General features: G+C 69.9%; 25 protein-coding genes. 12 read left to right on the top strand and 13 right to left on the bottom strand.

What is annotated here, in order from left to right:
* Window positions 1–85: 85 nt before the first annotated feature.
* The 5 genes from zipA to ACJQWL_RS02540 all read right to left on the bottom strand — a co-directional run bounded on the left by zipA (window position 86) and on the right by ACJQWL_RS02540 (window position 6,493).
* Window positions 86–841, bottom strand: coding sequence for a cell division protein ZipA (gene zipA / locus ACJQWL_RS02520; protein ID WP_330967689.1), 756 nt, complete (start codon window positions 839–841; stop codon window positions 86–88).
* A 125-nt stretch (window positions 842–966) separates the two neighbouring features.
* Window positions 967–4,470: a chromosome segregation protein SMC gene (gene smc / locus ACJQWL_RS02525; RefSeq protein ID WP_330967690.1), complete on the bottom strand. Its 3,504-nt coding sequence runs from the start codon at window positions 4,468–4,470 to the stop codon at window positions 967–969.
* 223 nt (window positions 4,471–4,693) lie between these two features.
* Window positions 4,694–5,746, bottom strand: a complete 1,053-nt coding sequence (locus ACJQWL_RS02530; protein ID WP_330967691.1) for a LacI family DNA-binding transcriptional regulator — start codon at window positions 5,744–5,746, stop codon at window positions 4,694–4,696.
* A 118-nt stretch (window positions 5,747–5,864) separates the two neighbouring features.
* Window positions 5,865–6,197: a BolA family protein gene (locus ACJQWL_RS02535; RefSeq protein ID WP_330967692.1), complete on the bottom strand. Its 333-nt coding sequence runs from the start codon at window positions 6,195–6,197 to the stop codon at window positions 5,865–5,867.
* On the bottom strand, window positions 6,194–6,493 hold the full coding sequence (locus ACJQWL_RS02540; protein WP_330967693.1) for a YciI family protein: 300 nt from the start codon (window positions 6,491–6,493) through the stop codon (window positions 6,194–6,196). Before ACJQWL_RS02540 ends, ACJQWL_RS02535 begins: the two co-directional genes overlap by 4 nt.
* Window positions 6,494–6,961: 468 nt before the next feature.
* On the opposite strand from ACJQWL_RS02540, the gene ACJQWL_RS02545 reads away from it, so the two are divergent.
* The 3 genes from ACJQWL_RS02545 (at window position 6,962) to ACJQWL_RS02555 (ending at window position 10,621) form a co-directional block, all read left to right on the top strand.
* A complete protein-coding gene (locus ACJQWL_RS02545) occupies window positions 6,962–7,882 on the top strand; it encodes a segregation and condensation protein A (RefSeq protein WP_330967694.1) in 921 nt (306 codons plus the stop codon).
* Between the two features lie 212 nt (window positions 7,883–8,094).
* The gene (scpB, locus tag ACJQWL_RS02550) at window positions 8,095–9,027 is read left to right on the top strand and encodes an SMC-Scp complex subunit ScpB (protein WP_330967695.1); all 933 of its coding nucleotides are present in this window, start codon (window positions 8,095–8,097) and stop codon (window positions 9,025–9,027) included.
* Entirely contained in the window at window positions 9,020–10,621 is a 1,602-nt protein-coding gene (locus ACJQWL_RS02555; RefSeq protein WP_330967696.1) for a pseudouridine synthase, read from the top strand. Before scpB ends, ACJQWL_RS02555 begins: the two co-directional genes overlap by 8 nt.
* Window positions 10,622–10,874: 253 nt before the next feature.
* Here ACJQWL_RS02555 and ACJQWL_RS02560 read toward each other — a convergent pair whose 3' ends face one another.
* Genes ACJQWL_RS02560 through ACJQWL_RS02575 form a run of 4 tightly spaced genes read right to left on the bottom strand, consistent with a single transcriptional unit; the run spans window position 10,875 to window position 14,454 of the window.
* Window positions 10,875–11,309, bottom strand: coding sequence for a hypothetical protein (locus tag ACJQWL_RS02560; RefSeq protein WP_330967697.1), 435 nt, complete (start codon window positions 11,307–11,309; stop codon window positions 10,875–10,877).
* A 29-nt stretch (window positions 11,310–11,338) separates the two neighbouring features.
* The gene (locus tag ACJQWL_RS02565; RefSeq protein WP_330967698.1) at window positions 11,339–12,151 is read right to left on the bottom strand and encodes an amidohydrolase; all 813 of its coding nucleotides are present in this window, start codon (window positions 12,149–12,151) and stop codon (window positions 11,339–11,341) included.
* A 58-nt stretch (window positions 12,152–12,209) separates the two neighbouring features.
* Window positions 12,210–13,775 (bottom strand): protein adenylyltransferase SelO, encoded by a 1,566-nt coding sequence (locus ACJQWL_RS02570; RefSeq protein WP_330967826.1) that lies wholly within the window; start codon window positions 13,773–13,775, stop codon window positions 12,210–12,212.
* Between the two features lie 7 nt (window positions 13,776–13,782).
* Window positions 13,783–14,454: a glutathione S-transferase gene (locus ACJQWL_RS02575; protein ID WP_330967699.1), complete on the bottom strand. Its 672-nt coding sequence runs from the start codon at window positions 14,452–14,454 to the stop codon at window positions 13,783–13,785.
* A gap of 126 nt (window positions 14,455–14,580) precedes the next feature.
* Between ACJQWL_RS02575 and ACJQWL_RS02580 the strand changes: the two genes are divergently transcribed.
* From ACJQWL_RS02580 to ACJQWL_RS02595, 4 genes are read left to right on the top strand one after another with little or no spacing between them, the layout of a single operon-like run.
* Window positions 14,581–14,739, top strand: coding sequence for a hypothetical protein (locus ACJQWL_RS02580; RefSeq protein ID WP_330967700.1), 159 nt, complete (start codon window positions 14,581–14,583; stop codon window positions 14,737–14,739).
* 19 nt (window positions 14,740–14,758) lie between these two features.
* A complete protein-coding gene (locus ACJQWL_RS02585) occupies window positions 14,759–15,286 on the top strand; it encodes a YaiI/YqxD family protein (RefSeq protein WP_330967701.1) in 528 nt (175 codons plus the stop codon).
* A 48-nt stretch (window positions 15,287–15,334) separates the two neighbouring features.
* Complete coding sequence (locus ACJQWL_RS02590; protein WP_330967702.1) at window positions 15,335–17,305, top strand: DEAD/DEAH box helicase; 1,971 nt, start codon at window positions 15,335–15,337, stop codon at window positions 17,303–17,305.
* A gap of 3 nt (window positions 17,306–17,308) precedes the next feature.
* Complete coding sequence (locus ACJQWL_RS02595; RefSeq protein WP_330967703.1) at window positions 17,309–17,776, top strand: MgtC/SapB family protein; 468 nt, start codon at window positions 17,309–17,311, stop codon at window positions 17,774–17,776.
* A gap of 102 nt (window positions 17,777–17,878) precedes the next feature.
* Here ACJQWL_RS02595 and ACJQWL_RS02600 read toward each other — a convergent pair whose 3' ends face one another.
* A complete protein-coding gene (locus ACJQWL_RS02600; protein WP_330967704.1) occupies window positions 17,879–18,802 on the bottom strand; it encodes a pseudouridine synthase in 924 nt (307 codons plus the stop codon).
* 56 nt (window positions 18,803–18,858) lie between these two features.
* Between ACJQWL_RS02600 and ACJQWL_RS02605 the strand changes: the two genes are divergently transcribed.
* The 4 genes from ACJQWL_RS02605 (at window position 18,859) to ACJQWL_RS02620 (ending at window position 23,875) form a co-directional block, all read left to right on the top strand.
* Window positions 18,859–19,404, top strand: coding sequence for a YaeQ family protein (locus ACJQWL_RS02605; RefSeq protein ID WP_330967705.1), 546 nt, complete (start codon window positions 18,859–18,861; stop codon window positions 19,402–19,404).
* A gap of 4 nt (window positions 19,405–19,408) precedes the next feature.
* Entirely contained in the window at window positions 19,409–20,605 is a 1,197-nt protein-coding gene (locus tag ACJQWL_RS02610; protein WP_330967706.1) for a BaiN/RdsA family NAD(P)/FAD-dependent oxidoreductase, read from the top strand.
* A 103-nt stretch (window positions 20,606–20,708) separates the two neighbouring features.
* Entirely contained in the window at window positions 20,709–22,208 is a 1,500-nt protein-coding gene (locus ACJQWL_RS02615; protein WP_330967707.1) for an ATPase domain-containing protein, read from the top strand.
* An 8-nt stretch (window positions 22,209–22,216) separates the two neighbouring features.
* On the top strand, window positions 22,217–23,875 hold the full coding sequence (locus ACJQWL_RS02620) for a hybrid sensor histidine kinase/response regulator (protein WP_330967708.1): 1,659 nt from the start codon (window positions 22,217–22,219) through the stop codon (window positions 23,873–23,875).
* Between the two features lie 81 nt (window positions 23,876–23,956).
* Here the strand turns inward: ACJQWL_RS02620 and ACJQWL_RS02625 are convergent, their stop codons facing one another.
* Both ACJQWL_RS02625 and ACJQWL_RS02630 read right to left on the bottom strand, forming a co-directional pair.
* The gene (locus tag ACJQWL_RS02625) at window positions 23,957–24,451 is read right to left on the bottom strand and encodes a pyridoxamine 5'-phosphate oxidase family protein (RefSeq protein ID WP_330967709.1); all 495 of its coding nucleotides are present in this window, start codon (window positions 24,449–24,451) and stop codon (window positions 23,957–23,959) included.
* A gap of 102 nt (window positions 24,452–24,553) precedes the next feature.
* A complete protein-coding gene (locus tag ACJQWL_RS02630; protein WP_330967710.1) occupies window positions 24,554–24,709 on the bottom strand; it encodes a hypothetical protein in 156 nt (51 codons plus the stop codon).
* A gap of 98 nt (window positions 24,710–24,807) precedes the next feature.
* Between ACJQWL_RS02630 and ACJQWL_RS02635 the strand changes: the two genes are divergently transcribed.
* A complete protein-coding gene (locus ACJQWL_RS02635; protein WP_330967711.1) occupies window positions 24,808–25,257 on the top strand; it encodes an FKBP-type peptidyl-prolyl cis-trans isomerase in 450 nt (149 codons plus the stop codon).
* 62 nt (window positions 25,258–25,319) lie between these two features.
* Here ACJQWL_RS02635 and ACJQWL_RS02640 read toward each other — a convergent pair whose 3' ends face one another.
* A complete protein-coding gene (locus tag ACJQWL_RS02640; protein ID WP_330967712.1) occupies window positions 25,320–26,306 on the bottom strand; it encodes an LLM class flavin-dependent oxidoreductase in 987 nt (328 codons plus the stop codon).
* Window positions 26,307–26,400 lie beyond the last annotated feature (94 nt).

Raw genomic sequence — 26,400 nt, forward strand, 5'->3', positions numbered from 1 at the left:
CGCCCGCGGGTGCAGATGCCGAAGCCCTGTCCATGCCACTGGGCGCGGACCCCGACCCACGGCAGGTCTCCCTAATCGGGAAGACCTACCACCGCCCCGGACGGGTCAACGGCGGCGCTTCGCGTTCGCGGTCGTAGGCACGCAGCTCGTCGCGGATGTGCATCACGCGCTGTCGGCCCAGCGCATTGCGCTGCTCGTCCAGGACGATGCCGCCGAGAAGCTCGGCCATGCGCTCGGCGGTGGGCTGCATGGTCTCCCAGGCGTTGAGCGCCGGCACCGGCGCGGGCAGGGTCAGGAAGAACGCGATGGCCGGGGTCTCAAGCGACTGGATGTCGGCCATGTCGAAGCTGCCGGGCTTCATGATGTTGGCGACGCTGAAGACGGGGCCCTGTTCCGGATGGCCCTCGACAAGGCGGTGGAACACGCCCATGTGCCCATAGACCAGGCCGGCTTTCTCCGCAGCGACCACGATGTCGGGGCCGTGCAGCTTCTCGCCTGCGCGCGCGGCCAGGTACAGGGTGATGATCTTGTCGAACTCCTCGCTGACCCGGCGCCCCAGCTCTCCATTGGCAGCGGCCGCGCCGTCCTCGACGGTTCGGTTGAACAGGTCCAGCTCGGCCTGCGTCGCCGCGTCACCGCCCTGCGCGCCCTCCCCCGTGGCCAATTCGTGTTCCAGCTGCTCGCCCAGCGTGGGCTCGCGCCGGCCATCGGCGTCGCGCCCGTCGCGTGGCACCCGGCGCCCCTGCCCCGGCTTGCGCGGGCGGCCGAAGAACAGGATCGCGGCAATCAGGACCAGGCCGGCGACAAGGATTCCGACTCGCAGCAGGGTGACATCGGACATCGGGGTCTCCTAGGGGTGCCGGAAAATAAGGACCGGGCGATTGTCCGCAATGCGGGCCGATGGCGCAAAGCTTTCGCAACACGCCTGGAACCCACGCGGTGCGTGCTGGCGAATCCCTGCCCGCCCTACGCCGCGCCCGCCAGCCGCGCCGCCTCTTCCAGATCCACCGACACCAGCCGGCTCACGCCCGGCTCGCGCATGGTCACGCCCGACATCTGGTGGGCCGCTTCCATGGTGGCCTTGTTGTGGGTGACGAACAGGAACTGCACCTGCTCGCTCATCTCGCTCACCAGCGAGGTGAACCGGCCCACGTTGGCCTCGTCCAGTGGCGCGTCGACCTCGTCGAGCAGGCAGAACGGCGCGGGATTGAGGCGGAAGATCGCGAACACCAGCGCCACCGCTGTCATTGCCTTTTCACCGCCCGACAACAACGAGATGTTGGACACGCGCTTGCCGGGCGGGCGCGCCATGATCGCCACGCCGGTGTCCAGCAGGTCTTCGCCGGTGAGCTCCAGGTAGGCATGGCCGCCGCCGAACAGGCGCGGATACAGCTCCTGCACGCCGGAGTTGACGCGGTCGAAGGTGTCCTTGAAGCGGCCGCGCGTCTCGCGGTCGATCTTGCGGATCGCGTCTTCCAGTGTGTCCAGCGCGGTGGTCAGGTCGGTGTCCTGCGCGTCCAGGTAGTCCTTGCGCTGCGCGGCTTCGGCGTGCTCGGCGATCGCGGCCAGGTTGACCGGCTCGAGCCGGCGCAGCTTGGCGTCCAGTTCGGCCACGGAGCGTTCCCAGTCCTGCGGCGCGGCATCCTCGGCCAGGGTGCTGGCCACCTCTTCCAGAACGAATCCGGCGTCCACCACCGCCTCTGACAGGCCCTCGGCCTTGAGCACCAGCGCCTGCTGTTCCAACCGCCGCTGGCCGATGGCTTCGCGCTGCTGGAGGGCCTGTTCATCGCGCTGGTGGCGGGTCTGTTCGAAACGACGCAGGTCGTTGTCGATGCCGTCAAGCGCGATGCGCGCGGCGGTCAACGCCTGCTCGGCCTGCACACGCTGCTCCAGCGCAACCTGGCGCTGTTCCTCCAGCGTCTGCACCGGGGCGTCGCCGTCGGCCAGTTGCGCCGACAGCTCGCCCAGCCGGGTGTCCAGCTGGCCTCGCTGCCCGCCCATGCGGTCCAGCGCCTGGGTCAGCGCGGCGATCCGGGTGCGTTGGGACTCGAGTGTCAGCGCGAGCGCGTGGGCGGAATCGCGCGATTCACGCGCCGCGGTCCGGGCCTGGTCGCGGCCCTCGACCAGCGCACGTCGCTCGGCTTCCAGCTGCTGGCGCGCATCCTCCAGCGTGCCCATCCGCTCGACCGCTTCCTCCTGCCGTGCGCGGGCTTCGCGGCCCTGCTCGCGGCTCCCGTCCAGCGACTGCGCCAGCGTCGCCAGCTCGACCTCGATCTTCTCGATGCGGCCGCGTGCCGAATCCACCCGCCCCTGTTGGCTCTGCAGCTGGCCGGCCAGCTCGGACACGCCGCGGTGCGCCATGTACAGCCCGCGCTGCGCGTCCTCGCGCTGCTGTTCGGCCGCCAGCAGGCGGTCGCGCAACTGGGTCAGGGTCGACTCGAGTTCGCGCTCGCGTGACTGCAGCGTTTCGATCCCGGCGCGCAGCGTCTGGATCTCGCGCTCGCGCAGCAGGGCGCCCTGCTGGGCATCGCCGGCCCGCAGCACCTGCAGCCAGCCTGCGCCCAGGCGCTCGCCATTCCGGGTGACAACCGACTCGCCTTCGCCCAGCCCGGCCGCCAGGCGACGCGCCTCGGCCAGGTCGTCCGCGCCGTGCAAACGGGCCAGCAGGCGGCGGATGGCGGCCGCGCCCTGCACGCGCGAGGCCAGCGAAGTGGCGGGGTAGACGGTGTCGTCGCGCTCGCTGGCGACCAGCGACAGGCGGCCTTCGGCGAGTTCGCCCACCGCCTCGACGAGCACCTCGGGCGCCTCGACCAGCACGCCTTCGATCATCCGGCCGAGCGCGGTTTCCACCGCGTTCTCCCAGCCCGGCTCGACCTGCAGCGCCTCGCCGACGCGGGTCGCCGAATCCAGGCCCCGGGCCTTCAGCCAGCCTACTGCCGCGCCCTGTTCTTGGCCCAGGGCGGCATGCTGCAGCGTCTCCAGTGACGACAGCCGGCCGCGCGCGGCCTGTGCCTGCTTGCGCGCCTCGGCCAGGTCGGACTGCACGCCGCGCTGCTGCTCCTGCAGCTCGACCAGCCCCGACTTGCGGGACTCCAGGGCTTCGGTCAGCGTCTCCAGCGAGGCCTTCTGGGCGTCGTGCTGCTCCTGGATCTGCTCGAACGACACCGCCAGCGCGTCCAGGTCCAACCCGGCACGCTCGGCGACGAGCGCCTCGCGGCGGCGCTCGGCATCCAGCGCCTGGCGGTCCAGGTGCTCGATGCGGGTGCGCTCGACGTCCGCTGCGCGCACGGCTTCGGACTGCGCGCGGGCGTGTCCGTCCCAGCGCTGCTGCCAGTCACCCAGGCGGGTTTCGGCTTCGCGCAGCGACTCCTGGCGGGCATCGTCGGTCTCGCGCAGCATTTCGAGCTTCGGCTCGTCCTCGGACACGGCGGCCTGCAGGACCTCCAGCTGCGCCTGGTCGCTGCCGATGTGCTCGGCGATCTCCGCCAGCGCCGCCTGCGCCTCGTCGCGGGCGCGTTGCAGGCGCGACGACATCTCGCGCTGGTGCTGGATCTGCTGTTCGATGCGGGCCAGCGCGCCGCTGACTTCATAGCTCCCGGCCTGTGCCTTGTTGAGCGCCCCGGCGGCCTCTTCCCGCTTGACGCGGCCGGTCTCGAGCTCGCGCTCGGCCTCGCGCTGTTCGGCGATCAGCTGCTGCAGGCGGGTCTCCTGCTGCGACAACTTCTCGCGTTGGGCCTGGAGCTTGCGGTCCAGCTCGCGGTACTCCAGCGCCTTCCACTCGACGTCGCGCACCTTGCGGTCGGCCTGGATGGCCTGGTACTGCTCGGCCTGGCGGGCCTGGCGCTTGAGGTGTTCGAGCTGCTTGCCGACTTCTTCGCGCAGGTCGTTGAGGCGGTCCAGGTTCTCGCGGGTGTGGCGGATGCGTGTTTCGGTCTCACGGCGGCGCTCCTTGTACTTGGAGATGCCCGCAGCCTCCTCCAGGTACACGCGCAGGTCCTCGGGGCGCGCTTCGATGATCTGGCTGATCATCCCCTGCTCGATGATCGAGTAGCTGCGCGGTCCAAGGCCGGTACCCAGGAACAGGTCGGTGATGTCGCGCCGGCGGCACTTGGCGCCGTTGAGGTAGTACTGGCTGCCGCCATCGCGGCTGACCGTGCGCTTGACCGAGATCTCGTCGAAGGCGCCGTACTCACCGGTGATGGTGTGGTCGGAGTTGTCGAAGATCAGCTCGACCATCGCCTGCGATACCGGCTTGCGGGCGGAGGAGCCGGCGAAGATCACGTCCGTCAGCGAATCGCCGCGCAGCCGGCTGGCCGAACTTTCGCCCATCACCCAGCGCACCGCGTCGATGATGTTGGACTTGCCACAGCCGTTGGGCCCGACCACGCCGGTCATGTTGGTCGGCAGGTGCAGCGTGGTGGGATCGACGAACGACTTGAAGCCGGACAGCTTGATGGTGGACAGACGCATGCGACGGACGGGCCCCTGGCACGCCCGGGAGCGCGCCGATTGATTGCGAAACAGGATTAATAAAGCCGCGCAAGATATTGAATATTCAGGGCGGAACGCGGCACTTTGGACGCGCACTCGAGCGAGTATAGCGGGGCGCCGGCGAGGCTACAGACCCGGCACGCATGGACCGGGCGCGGTCGCCGCCCGGGCTTGGCGCCAGGATGATCGAGGCGTTGCCCGGTCAGCCCCGCCCGCTAGGGGCGGCGCTGGAAGCCCGGACCACCAGTTCGCCGGGTACCCACTCCGCGTGGCCGCCGCAACCGTCGCTGCCGGCTGCGCCACCAGCGACCCGTGCACTGCGACTGCCCGGGCCCACCTGCGCCAGCAGTCGCGAAACGGCCCGCCGGCCAAGGTCGCCAGGGGCCACTTGGACCGTGGTCAGCGCCGGGTCCACGTAGCGGGCGGCCGGCATGTCTCCGAATCCGGCGAGCGCGATGTCACCCGGCACCCGCAACCCGGCCTGCAGGAACGCGGACAGACACCCCAGTGCCATGAGGTCGTTGGCGGCGAAGACCGCATGGGGGCGATCGGGCGAGGCCAGCAACAACCGGCCTGCACGGCTACCCGCCGCTTCGCTGAAGTCCCCGGCCACGACCTGGTGCGCCACGCCGGGGGCATGGATGGCCAGCCCTTCGCGATAGCCGCGCAGTCGCCCGTCAGCGTCGAAGTGGCCGTCCGGGCCGGCGATGAAGGCGATACGGCGATGGCCACGGCCTACGAGGTGCCTCACCATCGCCATCGCGCCTGCGCGGTTGTCCGTGCACAGCGCCGCAACGCCTTCTCCCGGGACCGATGTGTTGATCGCCACGGTGGGGGTGTCCGCCAGCCCATCCGTGCAGGCCGCCGCGGCGTCGGCAGCGGGCGCCATCAGCAGCACGCCATCGACCCGCCCGCGCATCGCCCGCAGGGCGTCGCTCTGCGCCCTGGCGTCGGGGAGGTGGCTGGACACCAACAGGTGCAGGCCCTGCTCACGGGTGGCCTCGTTGATGCCGCGCAACAGTTCGGAGAGGAAGCCGTCCTCCAGTTCCGGCAGGACCACGCCGAGGGTGCGGGTGCGACGACTGCTCAAGCTTCGCGCTGCCGGGTGTGGCGTATAGCGAAGGGCCTGGGCAGCGGCGCAGACGCGTTCGCGGACAGCGACGGCCACGTTTCCACTTCCATTCAGGGCACGGGACACGGTCGCGACCGACACATCCGCTGCCCTTGCGACATCCTTGATTGTTACGTTGCCCACGGGTGCAGCGACTCCTTGCCAGCGCCAAAGCCGGGCGGAAGTTAATCGCTTCGAAGGGCCATCGCAAAGGGCAGGCGTCCCCACCCCTCGAGGGCAATGGCCACGTTGCGGCCCTGGCTCAGCCCCTCGGGCTGCCGGGGGTATCAACGGACCGGGCAGCTTCCTGAGGCGTGTGCGCGAGGATCGACAGCGCATGGATGTCGGTCTGCATCAATCCGCCGAGTGCGTCGTAGACCGCGCGATGCCGGGCAATCGGGGAGAGGCCCTCGAAGGCGTCACTCACCACTGCCACCCTGAAATGGCTGCGCCCGTCGCGCGCACCGGCGTGGCCCACGTGCAGGTGGCTCTCGTCGACAACGTCCAGGGCAACGGGGCACAGCGCGCTCCCCAGGGCCTGCCGGATGGCGTCCCTGCGACGCTCGCGGGGCAGTGGCCGGGACGCCGCGGTCATGGCAGCACCGGCCGGAACGGCCTCACCTCGACGCGCTGGTACACGCCCGCATGCACGTAGGGATCGGCATCGGCCCAGGCGCGCGCTTCCTGCAGCGACTCGAACTGCACCACCACCAGGCTGCCGCTGAACCCGGCCGGCCCCGGCTCCTCGGCGTCGATTGCCGGACAAGGGCCGGCCAGCAGCAACCGTCCGGCATCGCGCAGTGCCCGCAACCGGTCCAGGTGCGCGGCGCGCGCGGTCGCACGCCCGGCCAGGCCGTCCTCGCCGTCGTACCCCTCGATCACGTACCACATCGTGTCGTACTCCTGGATGCACCCACTGCCCGGACCGGGCGGGCCGGATTGTACCCGCCGCCCGGCCCCGCCCGACCTGGATGAACGCGGCGCGCGAACCCCGCGACGCGCGATGGGCGTGGGCTGGACAGCGTCCGGGCGAGTCCGTACGCTAACGCGCAATTGCACGAAACCGGATGCAGTCAGGCACGTCGCACGCGGTCATCCCACCCGTCGACACGTCCACCGCCACCTGACACGTGGCAGCCCTGCAGATCCACCGGTCCGCGCCCGCAACCTCCCTGCCCCGCCCGACGCGCCAGACGCGTCGCGCACGCCGGGCCGTTCCGGGCGCCACGCACCGACCTTAGCTGTCCGTTGCACCGAGCTGGCCGACCCTGCGTCGCCGGCACTCTCGGGCCCGTCCGAACGATGGGCCTGCAGGCATCCGCCTACGCAGTGACTACGGCCCGGAGGGGCCGGCCACGCATGATCGAAGAAAGCGCGCCCGTCGCGACCGACCCTGCCGGGGCCGGACCCAACCCGGATCGCACCCGCCCCCAGCAGCAGGAAATGCCGCTGGCGATGGTGCACGGGCAGCCGCTGCTGCAGATCCCGCAGGACCTGTACATCCCGCCGGACGCGCTGGAAATCATCCTGGACGCGTTCGAGGGGCCGCTGGACCTGCTGCTGTACCTGATCCGCCGCCAGAACCTGGACATCCTGGACATCCCGGTCGCCGACATCACCCGGCAGTACGTCCACTACATCCAGGCCATGCACGAGATGCGCTTCGAGCTGGCCGCCGAATACCTGGTCATGGCTGCGATGCTGGCCGAGATCAAGTCGCGGATGCTGCTGCCGCGCCAGCCCACGGAAGAAAGCGAGGAAGACGACCCGCGCGCCGAGCTGGTTCGCCGGCTGCAGGAGTACGAACGGTTCAAGAAGGCGGCCGAGGACCTGGACGCACTGCCCCGCCAGGACCGGGACACCGCGCCGGCGGCGGCATACGTGCCCGACCGCGCCGAGGTGCGCCTGCCACCGCCGGTGGATCTGCGTGAAATGCTGCTGGCGCTGCACGATGTGTTCAAGCGCGCCGAGCTCTACACGCAGCATGCAATCAAGCGCGATGCGCTCAGCGTGCGCCAGCGCATGGGCGAATTGCTCGAGCGCCTTGGCGACGGCGCGTTCCATCGCTTCGAGTCGCTGTTCACTCCCCAGGAGGGCAAGCTGGGCGTGGTGGTGACGTTCCTGGGCCTGCTGACGCTGGCCAAGGAGCAGCTGGTGGAGATCGTGCAGGACGCGCCGCTGGCGACGATCTACGTCAAGACCCTGGCCCTGGGCGAGGACACCGCGCGGATCGAGCTGAGCAGCGAATTCGACGAGGCGGCGAACGACGAAATGGCGTGAGGCAGCAGCGGGCGTGATGGTACCGGGAGGGCGTGGTACGCACCCGGGATCGATGCCCGGGCCCCAACCCGCCACCTGCCACCCGCCTAGCGCCACGGAACGGAGCGGCCCCTGCGCCACCGCCCCCTCGGGCGGACATCCGCACCTCGCACCACCGCAATGCCCCTACCCCGGGCGACCAAGGCAAAGAGACAAGGCACACACGGAATCGAATGGACCAGACCCTCATCACCCGGATCGTCGAAGCGTCGCTGCTGGCTGCCAGCCAGCCGCTGACGCTGGCCCAATTGCACGCCCTGTTCCCCGAGGACGCGCCCGCCCCGGCGGACTCGGTCGAACAGGCGCTGGAATCGCTCCAGGCCGCCTGCGCCGATCGCGGCGTTGAACTGGTCGAACTTGCGTCCGGCTTCCGTTACCAAGTCAAGTCCGACGTGCACCCCTGGGTCGCGCGGCTGTGGACCGAACGCCAGACCCGCTACACGCGTGCAACGCTCGAGACCCTGGCGCTGATCGCCTACCGGCAGCCGGTCACCCGCGGCGAGATCGAACAGGTCCGTGGCGTTGCGGTCAGCAGCAATATCATCAAGGCGCTGGAAGAGCGCGAGTGGATCCGCGTGGTCGGCCACCGCGACGTGCCCGGCAAGCCGGCCCTGTTCGGCACCACCAAGGTGTTCCTGGACTACTTCGGCCTGAAGCGGCTGGACGAGCTGCCGGCGCTGTCCGAGCTCAAGGACCTCGGCGAGCTTGAACCCCAGTTCCAGTTCGACGGCGAGCCCGCGCCCCGGGTCATCGAGGCGGGTGGCCTTGGCGAACCCGACCCTGGCTCCGAACCCGACGGCGATCGCGAGGACGACGATCGGGACGCCGTCGAGGGCGCGCCGGAAGCCGATTACGACGCCACCGCAGCCGCGGGCGACGACCCACGCCGGCCTCCCCCGTCCGAGGGCGGCGCGAGCGAGTCCAGCGCGAGTGCAACCGACGCGGACGATTTGGCAACCGCCCCGGGCGGCGAACCTACCCATCGCGATACCACCAACCACGATGCGCCAAGCCAGGACCCCGGTCCGGACGGCGCCGTCGGCACCACTGAAACCGAAATGGACGAGGCCAGCCAGGCCTCGCCGGAGCACACGAGAAATGACTGAAGAAAACCGCCGCACGCTGTCGCTCAAGCGCGGCTCCGATACCGATGCCGATGCCGCCCCGCGGCTCGAGGAACGGCTCCACAAGGTGCTGGCGCAGGCAGGCCTCGGCTCGCGTCGCGCGCTGGAGCAGCGCATCGCCGACGGCCTGGTCAAGGTCAATGGCGAGGTCGCGCAGACCGGCCTGAGCGTCAAGGGCGGCGACCGCATCGAGTTGGACGGACGCCAGTTCGTGGCCAGCGCGCTCAGCGAGCCGTCCCGCGTGCTGATGTACAACAAGCCCGAGGGCGAGGTCACCACGCGCGACGACCCCGAAGGCCGCCCGACGATTTTCGAGGCGCTGCCCGCGCTCAAGGGCGCGCGCTGGATCGCCATTGGCCGGCTGGACATCAACACCACCGGCCTGCTGCTGCTGACCACCGATGGCGAGCTGGCCAACGCGCTGATGCACCCGTCGTTTGAAGTCGAGCGCGAGTACGTCTGCCGGGTGCGCGCGCCCGAAGGCCAGGACCGCGTCCCCGACAGCATTCCTGATCGCCTCCAGCGCGGCGTCGCGCTGGAAGACGGCCCGGCGAAGTTCGACGAGGTCGAGCGCATCGGCGGGACCGACTCGCATGACTGGTTCCGGGTGGTGGTCAAGGAAGGTCGCAACCGCGAAGTGCGTCGCCTGTGGGAGTCGCAGGGCTGCCAGGTCAGTCGGCTCAAGCGCATCCGCTACGGCAAGGTGTCGCTGCAGCGTGAACTGCTGCGCGGGCAGTCGCAGGAACTGGCCATCGACAAGGTCGAGGCGCTCCGCAAGGAGCTGGGACTCGAGGACGGCACGCCTTCGGCGCTGACGCTGCAGCCGGTCATCGGCCAACGCAAGGCCGCCAAGTCCACCATCAACCTCAGTGGCGAGCAGCGCCCGCAGGGCTACGTGGGCGGCCACAACACCGCCGACGAAGGCCGGGAGCTGCGTCGCTTCGACAACGTCCGCGAGGACCGTGGCCGCGGCCGCGGGGGGCCGCGCAAGCCCGGCGGCCTCACCGTCAGCGGCGAGGCGGCGGCCAAACAGTCGCAGAAGCCGTTCAAGCAGCGCAAGGACAAGAACCCGCGCGCACTCCCTGAGGGCAACCCTGCCGCGTTCCGCACCTGGTACGTGCCCGAGGGTGTCGATACCGGTCCATCCGGCCATCGCAATGCCGACGGCCGTGGCCCCCGCAAGCCCTACGGCAAGAAGCCGCGTGCCGGTGGTACCGGCGCCGGCGGCGGCGCGAATCCCTACGGCGGTTTCAGCGGCGAACGCCGTGGACCCGGCGGCGGGGCGGGCGGAGCCGGCAAGCCCCAGCGCTCGCCCAAGCCCTACGGGCATCCGGGCAACGCACCGAGCTTTCCCTCCGACCACGCAAACCCGGGCGTCAGCCCGTACGGCGACCGTCCCCGGTCACCCAAGCCGGGCGGTGCGAAGCCGGGAGGGCGCCCTGGCGGGAAGCCGGGAGGAAAGCCCGGCGGGAAGCCGGGTGGCAAGCCGGGTGGCAAGCCCGGCGGCCCCCGTCCGGGTGGGAACCGAGGCGGCGGTCGCCCCGGCGGAGGTGGCCGCGGCGGTCCGCGCGGCTGAGTTTCCGCAACGCACTGGCAATGAACAAGGGCGCTCCGGCGCCCTTTTCCTTGAGGTTCCCAGGTCTTCCGGCCGCCACGGATCGCCGTGCTCTGGCCCGTTGGAGCCTCGCGGCACGCCGGGAGCAGGAACGCGAGGGCCGCATCGGGGCCCGGTTCCACGCCCGGATCGGCGTGCGCGGTGGTTGTCGGCTGAGCCACAGTGATGTGCTGGAGCCGAATTCCACCGCCTCACCGTTCGAGCTACCGCCGGATCAGTCAGCCGGCTTCAGATGCGCCCACCGTCGCCCTATGCCCGCAAGGTGCACGCCTCCGATCACCAGGCAGATGGCCGAGGTCACCAGCCAGAACGCCAGGCTGTTGCCGGGGAAATACGGCATCAGCGCGAGGAAGCCCAGCCCGCGCAACAGGTAGACGGCGGTGATGGCGCACAGCGCGGTGCGCAACAGCGGCAGCCGGCGGATGGCACCCGCGCCGGACAGCGCATAGAGGGCTAAGACCGACAGCACGCCAGCGATCGAGAGCGCCATCGCGGTCGGGTACCAGTGGCCCGCCTCGGCCATTTGCGCGATGCCTTCACCAGCGCCCAGCCACCGGTACAACGGCGCGCCAACCACGATGCACGCCAGGTGCAGCACCGCGGCCAACGCACTGCTGGCGGCGCCGGCCAGCAGGAAGGGATCGGCCAACACTTCCCGGGATCTTTCGACAGCCTCCATCAGTGCCACTCGAACCGGTCGCCATCGAGCATGGCCGGGAACCGCTCGCGATGGGCCGCCAATTCCGACGCCAGCAGGGTGGTGGTGACGACCACCTCGGCACCGGTGCACTCGCTCGCTGGATGGCCCTGGAAGTCGATCACCGCGCTGTCGCCGGCGTAGTGGATGCCATTGCCGTCGGTTCCGACACGGTTGAGCCCGGCGACGTAGCACAGGTTCTCGATCGCGCGGGCCCGCAGCAGGGTCTTCCATGCATGGGCCCGCGCCGAGGGCCAGTTGGCGACGAACAGCAGGAGGTCGTAGTCCAGCGCGCCGGGTCGCTCGACATCGAAGCGGTTGCGCGAGAACACCGGGAACCGCAGGTCATAGCAGACCATGGGACAGATCCGCCAACCCTTCCAGTCCACCGTCAGGCGCTCGCGCCCGGGCGCGTAGCGCTCGTGCTCGCGGGCGTAGCGGAACAGGTGGCGCTTGTCGTAGTGCTGCAGCGCGCCGTCGGGGGTGGCGAAGACCAGGCGGTTGAACACGCGCCCGTCCCCGTCCCTGATCTGCACGCTGCCGGTGACCGCCGCGCCCAACCGCGACGCCTGGTCGCGCAGCCAGGTGAGGGTCGGGCCGTCCATGGTCTCGGCCCGGTCGATCGCGTCATTTGAAAAGCCGCTGGTAAAGGTTTCCGGCAGGATGACGAGGTCGGTGGTGTCGTGCAGCGGCGCGATCAGCTCGCCGTAGTAGGCGCGATTGCCCGCCGGGTCGTGCCAGAGCGTTTCGCCCTGGACCAGTGAAATGCGCAGGTTGCGGGAAGGCGTATCCATCCGGGGATTGTGCCCCCTGCCCCGCCACCGTGTGTAGCCGCCCGCGCCGCCCCCCGGATCAGGAACTGCAGGACAGCATCGAGCACCCCGCCTTCCGGCGTGCCCAGTCGGGCCGGCGACGGGCAAACGCCTCGCGCCTGGGCTGGTCGTCGTAGGGCGCGCGCATGACCTCGAGCAACTCGTGCACGCCACCCAGGTCGCCGTCGTGTGCGCGATCGATGGCCTGCTGGGCCAGGTAGTTGCGCAGCACGTAGCGGGGGTTGGCCAGGCGCATGCGTTCGCGACGCTCCGCGTGCGGCAGCGGGTCATCGGCCCAGCGTGCGACCAGTCGCCCAAGCCAGGCGACGAATTCGGGCGCGTGTTGCTCGCGCTTTGCGGGGTCGTAGAACGCCTCTTCCACGGACGCCAGCCGGGGCAGCGCGGAGTCGACATCCATCAGCCCGCGGAAGAACAGCGTCATGTCGACCTCCGCCTGCGCCATCAAACCGCGCAGGTCCTGCATCAGGTCCACGTCACCGTCGCGGCAATCGGCCAGGCCCAGCTTGCCGGCGATTACCTCCCGCTCGGCGGAGGTGTGGGCCACCACGTAGCGTTGCAAACCCTCCTGCAGCGGCGCCGGGTCGGCAAACAGGGGAGCCAGCGCACCGGCAAGGCGGCCCAGGTTCCAGTAGGCCACCTGGGGCTGCTGCCCGAAGCGGTAGCGGCCATGCTGGGCGTCGGTGGTATTGGGCGTCCAGGCCGGGTCGTAGTTGTCGATCCAGCCATAGGGCCCGTAGTCGATGGTCAGCCCCAGGATGGACAGGTTGTCGGTGTTCATCACCCCGTGCACGAAGCCGACCCGCATCCATTCGGCCATCAACCCCGCGGTGCGTTCGCACACCTCGCCAAACCAGGCGGCATCGCGGACCTCGCCCGCCGGCAGGCCCGCCAGGTGCGGGTAGTCGCGGTCGATGGTGAAGTCCACCAGCTTGCGAAGCAACCCGGTATCGCCGCGGGAGGCCGGGAGTTCGAAGGTGCCGAAGCGGATGAACGACGGCGCGACCCGGCACACCACGGCACCGGGCTCCATCTGCGGGTGGCCGTCGTAGAACATGTCGCGCTCCACCTGCTCGCCGGTCCCCATCAGGCACAGCGCGCGGGTGGTAGGCACGCCCAGGTGGTGCATGGCCTCGCTGCACAGGAACTCCCTGATCGAGGATCGCAGCACCGCGCGGCCGTCGGCGCCGCGCGAGTACGGGGTCGGCCCGGCGCCCTTGAGCTGCAGCTCCCAGCGCTCCCCGCCCGCGGTGACCGCCTCGCCCAGGCTGATGGCCCGCCCGTCGCCCAGCTGGCCCGCCCAGTGCCCGAACTGGTGGCCGCCGTAGTTCACTGCGAAAGGCTGCATGCCCGGCACCAGGCGGTTGCCGGAAAACACCCCGGCCCACGCCGGGTCCTGCATGTCGCCGTCGTCGAACCCGAGCCTTCGCGCCATGTCTTCCGACCACGCCAGCACGCGCGGCGCGCACACGGGCGTGGGCATCACCGCCGACCACGCGGCACCGCGGACCTGCCGGATGAAGTTGCGCGGTTCGGGGTCCCCGGGCAATTCGTCGATGAAACGGTTGTCGAAGTCGAGGCGCAACACGCCGGCCTCAGCCCGCGACCAGCACGGGGCCACCCCGGTCCACGGCGCGCTGCCAAGCTGGCCGCGCATGGATGCGCTCCAGGAACGCGGCCAGGCGGGGATGGTCGCCATCGCTGCGCGCCAGCCCGGCTTCGACCGGGAAACTCATCTGGATATCCGCCGCGGTGAACCGCTCGCCGGCGAACCAGGGCCGCTCCGCCAGCGCGGCTTCCATGTGGGCCAGGTGGCGGGCGATCTGCGGACCCACGAAGCCCTTCATCGCCCCATCGGCGATGCGCCGGGCGATGGGGCGGGCAAAGAACGGCATGGGCGCGCTGCGGATCCGCGCGAACACCAGGGCCATTACCATCGGTGGCATCGCCGAGCCTTCGGCGTAATGCAGCCAATACCGGTAGCGCAGCCGTTCGTCCTCGTCCCCGCCGGCCGGCCCCAGCGTCCCGCCGGTGTCGTAGCGCTCCAGCAGGTACTCGATGATTGCGCCCGATTCGGCGACCACGCGGCCGTTGTCTTCCAACACCGGCGACTTGCCCAATGGATGCACGGCGCGCAGTGCGGCCGGGGCCAGCAGGGTCTTGCCGTCGCGCGCATAGGGCACCAGCTCGTAGGGCTGGCCCAGTTCCTCCAGCAGCCACAACACGCGGTGGGAGCGCGACTGCTCCAGGTGGTGGACCTTGGTCATCAGGGCTTCCTGTCGATCGGGGGCGTAATCCTAAGTCGCTGGGCTGCATTGCGCGCGTTGCGGGCCAGGCGGGCGCGGCCGGGCCGCATGGCCTAAACTGGCGCATCACTCAACAAGGGATGCTTGATGGCCAAGCCCAACTATTCGTTCGAAAAGCGCCAGCGCGAGATCGCCAAGAAGAAGAAGAAGGACGAAAAGGCCGCGCGCAAGCGTGATTCGCGCCCCGACGCCCCGGACGATGCGCCCCACGAGGCCTCGCAGGCGCCTGCACCACGCGCCGAGTAAGCCGCCAGCCGCCCCGCACATGCAGCACACCCACGCGGGGCCGCGCATCTGGGTCGACGCCGACGCGTGCCCGGCGGTGATCCGCGACATCCTGTTCCGCGCCGCCGAGCGTGGGCGTGTCCCGATGACGCTGGTCGCAAACCAGTGGCTGCGGACGCCGCCCTCGGCCTATGTACGCGCGGTGCAGGTACCCGGCGGCTTCGATGTTGCCGACACCGCCATCGTCGACCAGGTGGCCGCCGGCGACCTGGTGGTTACCCAGGACATCCCGCTGGCCGCCCGCGTGCTTGCAAAGGGCGGTGTCGCCCTGAACCCGCGCGGCGAGCGCTACACCCCCGACACCATGGCCGAACGCCTGTCCATGCGCGATTTCATGGAAGAACTGCGCGGCGCGGGCGTGCAGACCGGTGGCCCGGCGCCGTTGCATGCACGCGACCGCCAGGCATTCGCCGCGCAACTCGACGGTGGCTGGCAGCGCGGACGCGGTAAGCCGTTGCGCGAACACGTGATCGCCTCGCATAACACCTGCAGCCACACTCCCCGCTAGACTATGCGGTCCTCCCGACCGGCCCTGCCGGCGCTGCCGAGACCTGCGATGAGCGCCGAGACGCCCGCGACCCCCGACCCCTCCACCGACGCCCCCACGGTCAAGTTCTCCGACCTGGGCTTGCCCGAGCCCCTGCTGCGCGCACTGGCCGAGGTCGGCTACGAGTCGCCCTCGCCGATCCAGGCCGCGACCATCCCGCCGTTGCTGGCCGGCCGTGACGTGCTGGGCCAGGCGCAGACCGGCACCGGCAAGACCGCGGCGTTCGCGCTGCCGCTGCTGGCCCGCATCGACTCGGCGCAGACCGCCCCGCAGGTGCTGGTGCTCGCCCCGACCCGCGAGTTGGCGATCCAGGTCGCCGAGGCCTTCCAGAAGTACGCCCACTTCCTGCCGCGTTTCCACGTGCTGCCGATCTACGGCGGCCAGAGCTACTACCCTCAGCTGCAGGCGCTCAAGCGCGGCGTGCAGGTGGTGGTGGGTACCCCGGGCCGGGTGATCGACCACCTGGAGCGTGGGTCGCTGGACCTGTCGCAGCTTCGCTGCCTGGTCCTGGACGAAGCCGACGAGATGCTGCGGATGGGGTTCATCGACGACGTCGAGACGGTGCTCAAGAAGACCCCCGAGACCCGCCAGGTCGCTTTGTTTTCGGCCACCATGCCGACGGCGATCAAGCGCATCGCCCAGACATACCTGAAGGACCCGGTCGAAGTCGCGATCAAGTCCAAGACCAGTACCGCCACCAACATCCGCCAGCGCTACTGGTCGGTCAGTGGCGTGCACAAGCTCGACGCGCTGACCCGGATCCTGGAAGCCGAGCCGTTCGACGCGATGATCGTGTTTGCACGGACCAAGCTGGGCACCGACGAGCTGGCCAACAAGCTCACCGCGCGCGGCATCGCCGCGGCGGCGATCAACGGGGACGTGCAGCAGGCGCAGCGCGAGAAGACCGTGCAGAACCTCAAGGACGGCAAGATCGACGTGCTGGTGGCCACCGACGTGGCCGCGCGCGGCCTGGACGTGGAGCGCATCAGCCACGTCCTCAACTACGACATCCCTTACGACACCGAGAGCTACGTGCACCGGATCGGCCGTACCGGCCGCGCCGGTCGCAAGGGCGAGGCGATCCTGTTCGTCACCCCCCGCGAGCGCGGCATGTTGCGGGCGATCGAGCGTGCCACCCGGCAGCCGATCGAACCGATGGCACTGCCGACCATCGAGACCGTGAACGAACAGCGCATGTCGAAGTTCCTGGGGCGCATCGGCGAGGCGCTGGAATCCAGTGACCTGCCGCTGTTCCGCGAACTGGTGGAACGCTACGAGCGCGAGCAGAACGTACCGGCGATCGAAGTCGCCGCGGCCCTGGCCAAGCTGGTGCAGGGCGACCAGCCGCTGCTGCTGGCCGCGCCGGCCCGCGACGAGCGCAAGCCGTTCGAACGCAAGCCATTCGAACGCACCGAACGCACCGAACGACCGGAGCGATTCGAGCGCGGCGATCGCAGCGCCCCGGCCGCACGCAGCCACGAGCGAGCGGCGCGCCCTGCCCCGCGCCTGGACGATGGCAGCACCACCCCGCCGGCGGCCCTGGGAAACAAGGGCGAGATGCTGTTCGGCGACGAAGGCGCGCCCCCGCGCCCACCGGCCGCACCCCGCGAGGCGCCCGACGTCGGCATGGAAACCTTCCGGGTCGAGGTGGGCCATGCGCACGGCGTGCAGCCGGGCAACATCGTGGGGGCGATCGCCAACGAGGCCGAGCTCGAGAGCCGCTACATCGGCCGGATCGACATCCGTGACGAATACAGCCTGGTCGACCTGCCCGAAGGCATGCCGCGCGAAGTGATGGAACACCTCAAGCGCGTCTACGTGGCCGGCCAGTCGCTGCGCCTTCGCCCCGCGGGGGCCGACGACCTGGCAGGTGGTCGCTCCGGCCGTGCCGCGCCGGCTCGGCGTAGTGGCCCGCGACCGCCCGGAAAGCCGCCCCAGGGCGGCCCCCGCAAGCCCTTCAAGCCTCGCCCGCCCCGCTGAGCCATGAACGAGTTGCTGAGCCCCGACGGGCCCATGACCACGCTCACGCCCTACCTGCGACTGGTGGGGGCGTTGCTGCTGGCCATGCCGATCGCCTGGCACCGCGAAACGCACGGCGACACCATGGGCCTGCGCACGTTCCCGATCGTGGCCGTGGGCGCATGCGCGTTCGTCCTCATCGGCAACAGCTTCATCGGCAGCGAATCGCCCGACGCGATGGCGCGCATCCTGCAGGGCCTGATGACCGGCATCGGCTTTGTTGGCGGCGGCGCCATCCTCAAGCACGACAGCACGGTATCGGGTACCGCCTCGGCAGCCAGCATCTGGGTCGTCGGCGCCCTCGGTGCGGCGGTGGGGTTCGGCCTGTGGGGGTTCGCCGTCGCCCTGTCCGTCCTCAACCTGGTGACCGTGGTCATCCTCGGTCGGCTGAAGGACTCGAAGGGAAAGACGGACCCCGACCCCAATGATTGACCTCAACGACGGGTCCCGTCGCCTGACGGCCGGGCCGCGTCCATCGCAGGTGCACCCCGGTAGCACGGGGGTCAGAAAGGTCGAGCAGGACCGGAATCGAAATCACGGATCCAGGGCAGCGTGCGCGAGCGTGCGCCGGCTCTCGAAGCGACGCGCCTGCCCGGTCAGCGGATCGGCGAACTCCAGTGACCGGGCCAACAGCTGCAGCGGCGCGTCGAAATCACCCGCATCGCGCGGCCGCAGGGCCGGATAGGTCCGGTCACCGAGGATCGGGGCGCCCAGCGCCGCCATGTGCACGCGCAGCTGGTGCTTGCGCCCGGTCACGGGTTGCAGCCGGTAATGCCAGTGGGTGGGTCCGCGTTCGATGACGTCCAGGGCCGTTTCGCAATCCGGCTCCCCGGGCACTTCACGCATCCGGAAGAACGGCTCCCCGCGCCCGAGGCGGGAACGGTGGACGTACGGCATTTGCACGTCGGGCAGTCCCGGCGCGATGGCCTCGTACCACTTGGTGATGCGGCGCTCGCCGAACAGCGCCTGGTAGCGATTGCGTGTGTCGGGACACGCGGAGAACAGGACCAGGCCGGCGGTATCGCGGTCGATCCGGTGCAGCGGCACCAGCCTCGGGTTGCCCAATCGCCTCACCAGGCGGGCCAGCAGGGTTTCCCGGACGTGGCCGCCTGCCGGGGTCACCGGCAGGAAGTGCGGCTTGTCGGCCACCACCAGGTGCTCGTCGGCATGCAACACCGTTTCCTCGAACGGGATCTCCGGCTCGCCTTCCACCTCGCGGAAATAGCGCACCTCCTGCCCCACGCGGTACGGCATGCCCGCCTCGAGCGCGACGCCGGCGGCATCCACCACGCAACCGCGGGCGAAGCGGTCCAGCCAGGTCGACCGCGACACCCGGGGGAAACGCTGGCACAGGCCGTCCAGCAACGAGTCGAATGCGCCGGGCGGCAGCTGCAGGCGGCTGGCCGCCACGCCGTCGGCGCCGGGCAGCACGGCAGGGTCGACTCCGGTTGGGGGCACGCGCTGACACATGCGCCTAGAATGGCGCCCCCACCGCGTCGGCACCAGCATCGGCCATGGCCCAGAATTCCACCGTAGTGAAGGCCGAGCTGCAGGTCAGCGACATGGACCGGCACTATTACGCCACCCACAACCTCACCCTGGCCCAGCACCCGTCTGAAACCGACGAGCGCCTGATGGTGCGGCTCATCGCGTTCGCGTTGTACGCCGATGAGCGGCTGGAGTTCGGCCGCGGCCTGAGCGACGAGGACGAGCCGTCGCTCTGGCGACGCGACTACACCGGCGAGATCGAGCTTTGGATCGACCTGGGCCAGCCGGACGAAACCCGGATCAAGAAAGCGTCGGCGCGCGCGCGGCAGGTGGTAGTGGTCACCTATGGCGGCCGGGCCGCCGACATCTGGTGGGATCGGATCGCAAACTCGCTCACGCGCCTGAAGAACGTCACCGTGATCGACGTGCCGCCCGAAGTGGTCGACGAACTGGCGGCCATCGGCGAGCGCGGCATGCGCCTCAACGCCCTGATCCAGGACGGCGAGCTGCAGCTGATGGGTGACCGCGGCAGCATCGCGCTGCGGCCGGGCGTGCGGATGGCCGCCGCCTGACCGGATGCCGCCGACACGCCCAACGCACGTCGACGTCCTGGTGATCGGCGCCGGCGCGGCCGGCCTGATGTGTGCCATCACCGCGGCCTCGCGTGGCCGCCGGGTACTCGTACTCGACCATGCCAACAAGGTCGGCAAGAAGATCCTGATGTCAGGCGGCGGTCGCTGCAATTTCACCAACACCGGCACTGCGCCCGACAACTTCATCTCCGCCAACCCGCACTTCTGCAAGTCGGCGCTGGCGCGGTACACGCCCTGGCATTTCATCGAGTTGGTGGAGCGCCACCGCATCGCGTACCACGAAAAGGAACTGGGCCAGCTGTTCTGCGATGTGTCGTCCAAGCTGATCGTCAGCATGCTGCTGGACGAATGCGCAGCGGCGGGCGCCCAGGTGCGCACCGGGTGCGCGATCGAGCGGGTGGCGGTGGCGGACGGCGGAGGGTTCGAACTGGACACCTCCCACGGCCCGTACCACTGCGAGCGGCTGGTGGTCGCCACTGGCGGCCTCTCGATCCCCTCGATGGGTGCCACCGGGTTCGGCTACGAACTGGCCCGCCAGTTCGGCCACGCGCTGCTGCCGACCCGTGCCGGGCTGGTCCCACTGACGCTGAGCGGCAAGCACCAGCAGCGCATGGAAGGGCTCAGCGGCGTCGCCCTGCCCGTCACCGCGCACTGCAATGGGGTCGCGTTCAACAACGCGATGCTGGTCACCCACCGCGGGGTGAGCGGCCCGGCGATCCTGCAGGTCTCGTCCTACTGGCAACCGGGCGACACGCTGAGCCTGGACCTGCTGCCGGGGCACGACGCCCTCGCCCTGCTGCGGCAGTGGCAGGACGAGCGGCCCGACGCAGAGCTTCGCACCGTGCTCTCGGACGCGCTGCCGCGTCGCTTCGCCCAGCGCCTGTGCGAGGTCTGGTTGCCGAGCCGCCCGATGAAGCAATACACGCCATCACAGCTGGGCGACGTGGCGCGGGTGCTGGCGGCGTGGCCGCTGGTGGCCAGTGGCACCGAGGGGTACCGCACCGCCGAGGTCACGCTGGGTGGCGTGGATACGGACGGGGTGTCGTCATCGACGATGGAATCGCGCCGCGTGCCGGGCCTGTATTTCATCGGTGAAGTGCTTGACGTCACCGGCTGGTTGGGCGGGTACAACTTCCAGTGGGCGTGGGCATCCGGGCACGCCGCGGGGATGGCGGCCTAGCGTCGGGAGCTTGTCCGTGTCTACGCGTCTTCACGCGGACCGGGCAAATATATTCCCACTTCCGCTCAGGCGCCGGGGCTGTCCCGGACGCCATCCCACGCCGATGCCAAAGAACGCCACCACTGATTCGACGTCTTCCGTCAGCTCCGGCATTCCGGGGCTGGACGAGGTGCTCGTAGGGGGCTTCACCCCCGACCGCCTCTACCTGGTGGAGGGCGTTCCGGGGTCGGGGAAGACCACCCTGGCAATGCAGTTCCTGCTGGAGGGCATCACGCGCGGGGAGAAGGCGCTGTATGTCTCGCTCTCGGAAACCGAGGAGGAGTTGCGCGAAATTGCCGGGTCCCATGGCTGGGACCTGAGCGGGCTGCACATCCACGAACTCTCGGCCCCGCAGGATCGCCTGGACCCGGACGCGCAATACACGATGTTCCACCCCTCCGAGGTGGAACTGGGCGACACCACCAAGCGCATGCTCGAGGAGGTCGAGCGCCTGGATCCCAAGCGACTGGTGTTCGATTCGCTGGCCGAATTGCGGTTGCTTGCCGGCTCCGCCTTGCGATACCGGCGCCAGGTCCTGGCCCTGAAGCAGTACTTCGCCGGGCGCGGCTGCACGGTGCTGCTGCTGGACGACAGCGCGGTGGCCGAACACGGCCTGCACGTGCACACCCTGGTGCACGGCGCGGTGTCGCTGGAGCAGCTCAATCCCGACTTCGGCGCAGACCGCCGCCGGCTTCGCATCACCAAGTTCCGCGGCCGCAAGTTCCGCGGCGGGTACCACGACTACGAGATCCATACCGGCGGCCTGCACGTCTTCCCGCGCATGGTGGCGGCCGAATTCCGCCGCGACATCGACCGCAAGACCTGCGCATCCACCGGCCTGGCGGAGCTCGACACGCTGCTCGGAGGCGGTGCGGACCGCGGCACCAGCACGTTGCTTATCGGTGCGGCCGGTACCGGCAAATCGACCCTGGCGACGCAGATGGTCATGGCAGCGGCCGGCAGGGGCGAGCGCTGCGCGATGTTCACGTTCGACGAAAGCATCCAGTCGGTCATCGCGCGCTCGACCAGCATCGGGCTGGACATCGAAAAGCACATGGACAGCGGCCTGGTCACCATCCAGCCGGTCGACCCGGCGGAACTTTCGCCGGGAGAGTTCGCCAGCCTCATTCGCGATGCGGTGGAACGCGACGACGCACGGTTCGTGGTGATCGACAGCCTCAATGGCTATCTCAACGCGATGCCCGAAGAGCGCTTCATGATCGTGCAACTGCATGAGGTGCTGGCCTACCTTGGCCAGATGGGCGTGGTCACCGTGCTGATCAATGCGCAGGCGGGACTGATCGGCCAGATGCAGACCACCCTGGATGTCAGCTATCTGGCCGACAGCGTGGTGCTGCTGCGCTACTACGAGGTTCGCGGCGAAGTGCACCAGGCGATCTCGGTGCTGAAGAAGCGCACCGGTCGCCACGAACGCAGCATCCACCGGCTCACCATCAGTGCCGATGGCGTCAAGGTGGGCGAACCACTGCGCAACCTGCGCGGCGTGCTGACCGGTGTCCCCCACGAGGTCGGCGAGCCCGCCGACCACGCGTGCAGCGCCTGACGACGCGCATGGACCCGACCCTCGCCCGCCGCGTACTGATGCTGCTGCCCACCCAGCGCGACACCGAACTGACCGCAGACGTGTTGGCCCGGCACGACATCGATACCTGCATCTGCATCCAGCCTGCCGACCTTGCACGGGAGATCGATCGCGGCGCCGCGGCCGTGCTGGTGGCCGAAGAGGCGCTGGCCCAGGGCGCGCAGTCGGTACTGGGGCGGGTGGTCGACCGCCAGCCGCGCTGGTCGGACCTGCCGGTGATGGTGGTGGCGCGCGACGGGGCGGACTCGGCGCAGGTCGCCGACGCGATGGCGCGACTGGGCAACGTGACCCTGCTGGAGCGCCCGCTGCGCCTGTCGACCCTGGTGAGCACGGTGAAGTCCGCCCTGCGTGCACGCGAGCGCCAGTACGAGATGCTGACCCACCTGGACGAGTTGGAGCGGGCCCGCGACGACATTGCCGCTTCGGCGCAACGCAAGGACGAGTTCCTCGCCATGCTGGCGCACGAGCTGCGCAACCCGTTGGCGCCCATCCGCAATGCGCTGCACCTGCTGGGTGGCAGCGATGTCCCGGAGCCGGAGCAGGTGTCGCTGCGGGCGATGATGAAACGGCAGGTCGACCACATGGTGCGGCTGGTGGACGACCTGGTGGAGGTGTCGCGGCTGTCGCGCGGCACCATCGAACTGCGCCGCGACGTGGTCGACATGGCCGGCGTCCTGCGCAATGCAATCGAACTGAGCCGGCCCTTGATCGATTCCGGCCGGCACGCGCTGCGCCTGGAGTTGCCCGATATCCCCCTGCAGGTCGATGCCGACCCGGTCCGGCTTGCCCAGGTGTTCGGCAACCTGCTCAATAACGCGGCCAAGTACGCGCGCAGCGGCGGCGAGATCCGCGTGGCCGCCGACCGTGACGGCGACGAGGTCGTTGTGGCGGTGAGGGATCGCGGCATCGGCATCGAGCCCGACATGCTGCCGCACGTGTTCGACCTGTTCACCCAGGGCCGGCGCGAGGCGCATCGCGCGCAGGACGGCCTGGGCATCGGCCTGACCCTGGTGCGCAGCCTGGTGGAGATGCACGGTGGGCGGGTCGACGTCCGCAGCGATGGCCGCGACCGGGGGTCGGAATTCGTCGTTCGGCTGCCGTTGGCCACGGACGTGGACGTCGCAACGTCACGGTTCGGGCCGTCCCCGGAAACCGCGGGGCCATCGGCTGCGCAGTCGGCGCCCTCGCAGCCCTCCTCGCTTCGCGTGCTGGTGGTTGACGACAACGTCGACGCGGCCCGCTCGCTGGGCATGGTGTTGCGGATGCTGGAGATCGAGCACCACGTCTGCTTCGACGGCCGCAAGGCACTGGAAGCGGTGCGCGAGTTCCGGCCCGATGCGGTGCTGCTGGACATCGGGATGCCGGGCATGGACGGCTACGAGGTCGCGCGCCGGCTTCGGGAGGACCCCGCCAACCAGGGCATCGAACTGGTGGCGGTCACCGGGTGGAGCCAGCGACAGGACAAGGAACGCACCCAGCAGGCCGGGTTCAAGCACCATTTCAGCAAGCCGGTGGACATCGGAGCGCTGCAGGCGCTGCTCGACGGCCTGCGGGGCCCGTCCCAGCACACGGGGGCATGCACCGATGAGGCAGTCACGCCCCGGAGCGCGCTCAGCAACGTCGGTTGACCGGTACGTCGGGGATGACGCCGATGTTGGGCGGCCCCGCTCGCAGGGCCGCGGTAACCCGCGCGATCAGGCCAGGCGCGATCAACGCAGCCGCATGCGCTCGTTGTCCGACAGGTTGCCGGGGTCGCTGGTCACTGCGCTCAACGCGAAATGCAGCGCCTTGCCCATGATCGTGCCCGGGCCGTCCCAGTATTCCGCGCTGTCCACTTCCACCCGGATCAGGCACAGGTTCGGATCGTCCTTGCCGGCGGGGAAGAACAGCTTCATCGCCGGCGACCACAAGGCATCGATGCGGGCCCGGTCGCGCACGATCGAGGCACGCCCGGCCACCGACACGTAGGTGTTCTTGCCCTTGGACGCATAGGCGACGTTGACATTGGGATTGGCCAGGATCTCGTCGACCTTCCCGCTGTCGCATTCGGTCGCGAACCACAGGTCGCCGTCGAATTCCACGTCCTGCGTGCCCAGCGGGCGGCTGACCAGCCGTCCATCCTTGGCAACCGTCGTCATCATCGCGATGTCGACGTCGTTGATCATTTCGGCGAGGTGGCGGATGTTCTCGGCGCGGTCGGTCACGTGGGCTGTCCTTTCAGGGAAGAGGTCCCATCCAACCCCGTCGCGACGTAAAGCCGGGTGAATCCAACCGCGCGCTCCCGGCTCGACCGCGTGAGCCCGCCCTCAGCCCATCGGCGAGCTCCAGCCGAGCATCGGCGCCAGCACCAGGTACAGGCCGACCAGCACCAGCGCCCCGAACAGCAGCTTGAGCATGCCGCCGACCACCTTCAGCGCGAGGTATCCGGCCACTACGACGATCACGATGCCGAGCCAGCTCATGTGTACTCCGGGGTTGGGGTGGGAAGCGGACGAGCCGAGCGGTCCGGCCACGGTCGCTTCCCCCATACTGCGCGCTCCAGCACCGGCAGGCCACCTCGATGCCTCGTCCCCTACTCCAGCTGGCCGCGGCCGTGTCGATTGCCGCGGCCCTCCTGGCCTGCAACGATTCCGGCCCCGCGCCGGGCGGCCGCGTGCCGGAACTCACGCGCGAAGACGTGCGCGTGGGGACCGGTGAGCTCGCCCGCCCCGGCATGGAGGTCACCGTCCACTACACCGGCTGGAACTACGACCAGGGCGCCGAGGACGGCCGCGGCACGAAGTTCGACAGTTCGCTGGACCGGGGCCAGCCCCTGACCTTCCTGCTGGGCGCCGGGCGCGTGATCCGCGGCTGGGACGAGGGCGTGGCAGGCATGCGGGTGGGCGGCACCCGGGTGCTGGAGATTCCGCCGGAGCTTGGCTACGGCCGCGCCGGCGCGGGCGGCGTCATCCCACCCAACGGCTCGCTGGTGTTCGAGGTCGAGCTGCTGGACGTGCAGCCGGAGGACTGACGCGGGGCCGGGCGTCCCGAGACGTGCGGTCCGGCCAGGACCGTCCAGCTGACGCCCGCGGCTCAGATCCGCGAGGCAGCCCCGTAGGCAAGTTCGAACGAACGGACCCGGGCGGCGTGGTCGAAGATGTTGGCGGTCAACATCAACTCGTCGGGCCGGTGCCGGGCCACGAACGCGGCGAGGCCGGCGGCGACCTCGTCCGCGTCGCCCACCACCGCGCACGCCAGGGCGCGTTCGACCCCCGACTTCTCCTGCGGCGACCACCACGATTCGATGTCGTCGATGGGCGGAGGAATCAGGCCGGGCATGCCGCGGCGCAGGCGCACGAAACTCTGCTGTTGGGTGGTGAACAGCCGTCGCGCACGCTCCCGAGTTTCCGCGGCAACCACGTTGATCCCCAGTACCGCGTGCGGCGCGGCCAGGCGCGCCGAGGGCTGGAACTGCGAGCGGTACAGCGCCAGGGCCTCGTCCATCTGGTCGGGCGCGAAGTGCGAGGCGAAGGCAAACGGCAGGCCCAGCCGCGCCGCCAGTTGCGCGCTGAACAGGCTCGACCCCAGCAGCCAGACCGGCACCTCGACGCCCGCGCCCGGTACCGCCTGTACGGCCTGGCCGGGCAGCGCGGGTTCGAAGTATGCGAGCAGCTCCTGCACGTCGCGGGGAAAGGTGTCGGCGCCGTCGAAATAGCGGCGAAGGGCACGCGCCGTCGCCTGGTCGGTGCCCGGTGCGCGGCCCAGCCCAAGGTCGATCCGACCGGGGTGCAGGCTGGCCAACGTGCCGAACTGCTCGGCCACCTGCAGCGGCGAATGGTTGGGCAGCATGATCCCGCCGGCACCGACGCGGATCGACGTGGTGGCCGAGGCGATATGGCCGATCAGCACCGCCGTGGCGGCGCTGGCGATGCCGGGCATGTTGTGGTGCTCGGCCAGCCAGTAGCGCGTGTAGCCCAAACGTTCGGCATGGCGGGCCAGGTCCAGGCTGTTGGCGAATGCCTGCCCGACCGTGCTGCCTTCGGTGACGGGGGCCAGGTCCAGGACGGAAACGGGGATCATCTGCGGGCCTTGCGGGTGGATTCACCCCGACATGGGGGCGGTTGGCCGCATCGCCACCCGGCGCTGCACCCAGGTCGCATCGAGGGCCCGCAGG

Source organism: Novilysobacter viscosus (assembly GCF_046600715.1).
In the GTDB taxonomy this organism is placed as follows: Bacteria; Pseudomonadota; Gammaproteobacteria; order Xanthomonadales; family Xanthomonadaceae; genus Lysobacter_C; species Lysobacter_C viscosus.

Bases quoted from the DNA above. Each gene is read 5' to 3' on its own strand.
- zipA (WP_330967689.1), bottom strand. From the start codon at position 841: ATGTCCGATGTCACCCTGCTGCGAGTCGGAATCCTTGTCGCCGGCCTG.
- smc (WP_330967690.1), bottom strand. From the start codon at position 4,470: ATGCGTCTGTCCACCATCAAGCTGTCCGGCTTCAAGTCGTTCGTCGAT.
- ACJQWL_RS02535 (WP_330967692.1), bottom strand. From the start codon at position 6,197: ATGACCGCGGCGTCCCGGCCACTGCCCCGCGAGCGTCGCAGGGACGCC.
- ACJQWL_RS02540 (WP_330967693.1), bottom strand. From the start codon at position 6,493: ATGTGGTACGTGATCGAGGGGTACGACGGCGAGGACGGCCTGGCCGGG.
- ACJQWL_RS02545 (WP_330967694.1), top strand. From the start codon at position 6,962: ATGATCGAAGAAAGCGCGCCCGTCGCGACCGACCCTGCCGGGGCCGGA.
- scpB (WP_330967695.1), top strand. From the start codon at position 8,095: ATGGACCAGACCCTCATCACCCGGATCGTCGAAGCGTCGCTGCTGGCT.
- ACJQWL_RS02555 (WP_330967696.1), top strand. From the start codon at position 9,020: ATGACTGAAGAAAACCGCCGCACGCTGTCGCTCAAGCGCGGCTCCGAT.
- ACJQWL_RS02565 (WP_330967698.1), bottom strand. From the start codon at position 12,151: ATGGATACGCCTTCCCGCAACCTGCGCATTTCACTGGTCCAGGGCGAA.
- ACJQWL_RS02575 (WP_330967699.1), bottom strand. From the start codon at position 14,454: ATGACCAAGGTCCACCACCTGGAGCAGTCGCGCTCCCACCGCGTGTTG.
- ACJQWL_RS02580 (WP_330967700.1), top strand. From the start codon at position 14,581: ATGGCCAAGCCCAACTATTCGTTCGAAAAGCGCCAGCGCGAGATCGCC.
- ACJQWL_RS02585 (WP_330967701.1), top strand. From the start codon at position 14,759: ATGCAGCACACCCACGCGGGGCCGCGCATCTGGGTCGACGCCGACGCG.
- ACJQWL_RS02590 (WP_330967702.1), top strand. From the start codon at position 15,335: ATGAGCGCCGAGACGCCCGCGACCCCCGACCCCTCCACCGACGCCCCC.
- ACJQWL_RS02595 (WP_330967703.1), top strand. From the start codon at position 17,309: ATGAACGAGTTGCTGAGCCCCGACGGGCCCATGACCACGCTCACGCCC.
- ACJQWL_RS02605 (WP_330967705.1), top strand. From the start codon at position 18,859: ATGGCCCAGAATTCCACCGTAGTGAAGGCCGAGCTGCAGGTCAGCGAC.
- ACJQWL_RS02610 (WP_330967706.1), top strand. From the start codon at position 19,409: ATGCCGCCGACACGCCCAACGCACGTCGACGTCCTGGTGATCGGCGCC.
- ACJQWL_RS02615 (WP_330967707.1), top strand. From the start codon at position 20,709: ATGCCAAAGAACGCCACCACTGATTCGACGTCTTCCGTCAGCTCCGGC.
- ACJQWL_RS02620 (WP_330967708.1), top strand. From the start codon at position 22,217: ATGGACCCGACCCTCGCCCGCCGCGTACTGATGCTGCTGCCCACCCAG.
- ACJQWL_RS02630 (WP_330967710.1), bottom strand. From the start codon at position 24,709: ATGAGCTGGCTCGGCATCGTGATCGTCGTAGTGGCCGGATACCTCGCG.
- ACJQWL_RS02635 (WP_330967711.1), top strand. From the start codon at position 24,808: ATGCCTCGTCCCCTACTCCAGCTGGCCGCGGCCGTGTCGATTGCCGCG.
- ACJQWL_RS02640 (WP_330967712.1), bottom strand. From the start codon at position 26,306: ATGATCCCCGTTTCCGTCCTGGACCTGGCCCCCGTCACCGAAGGCAGC.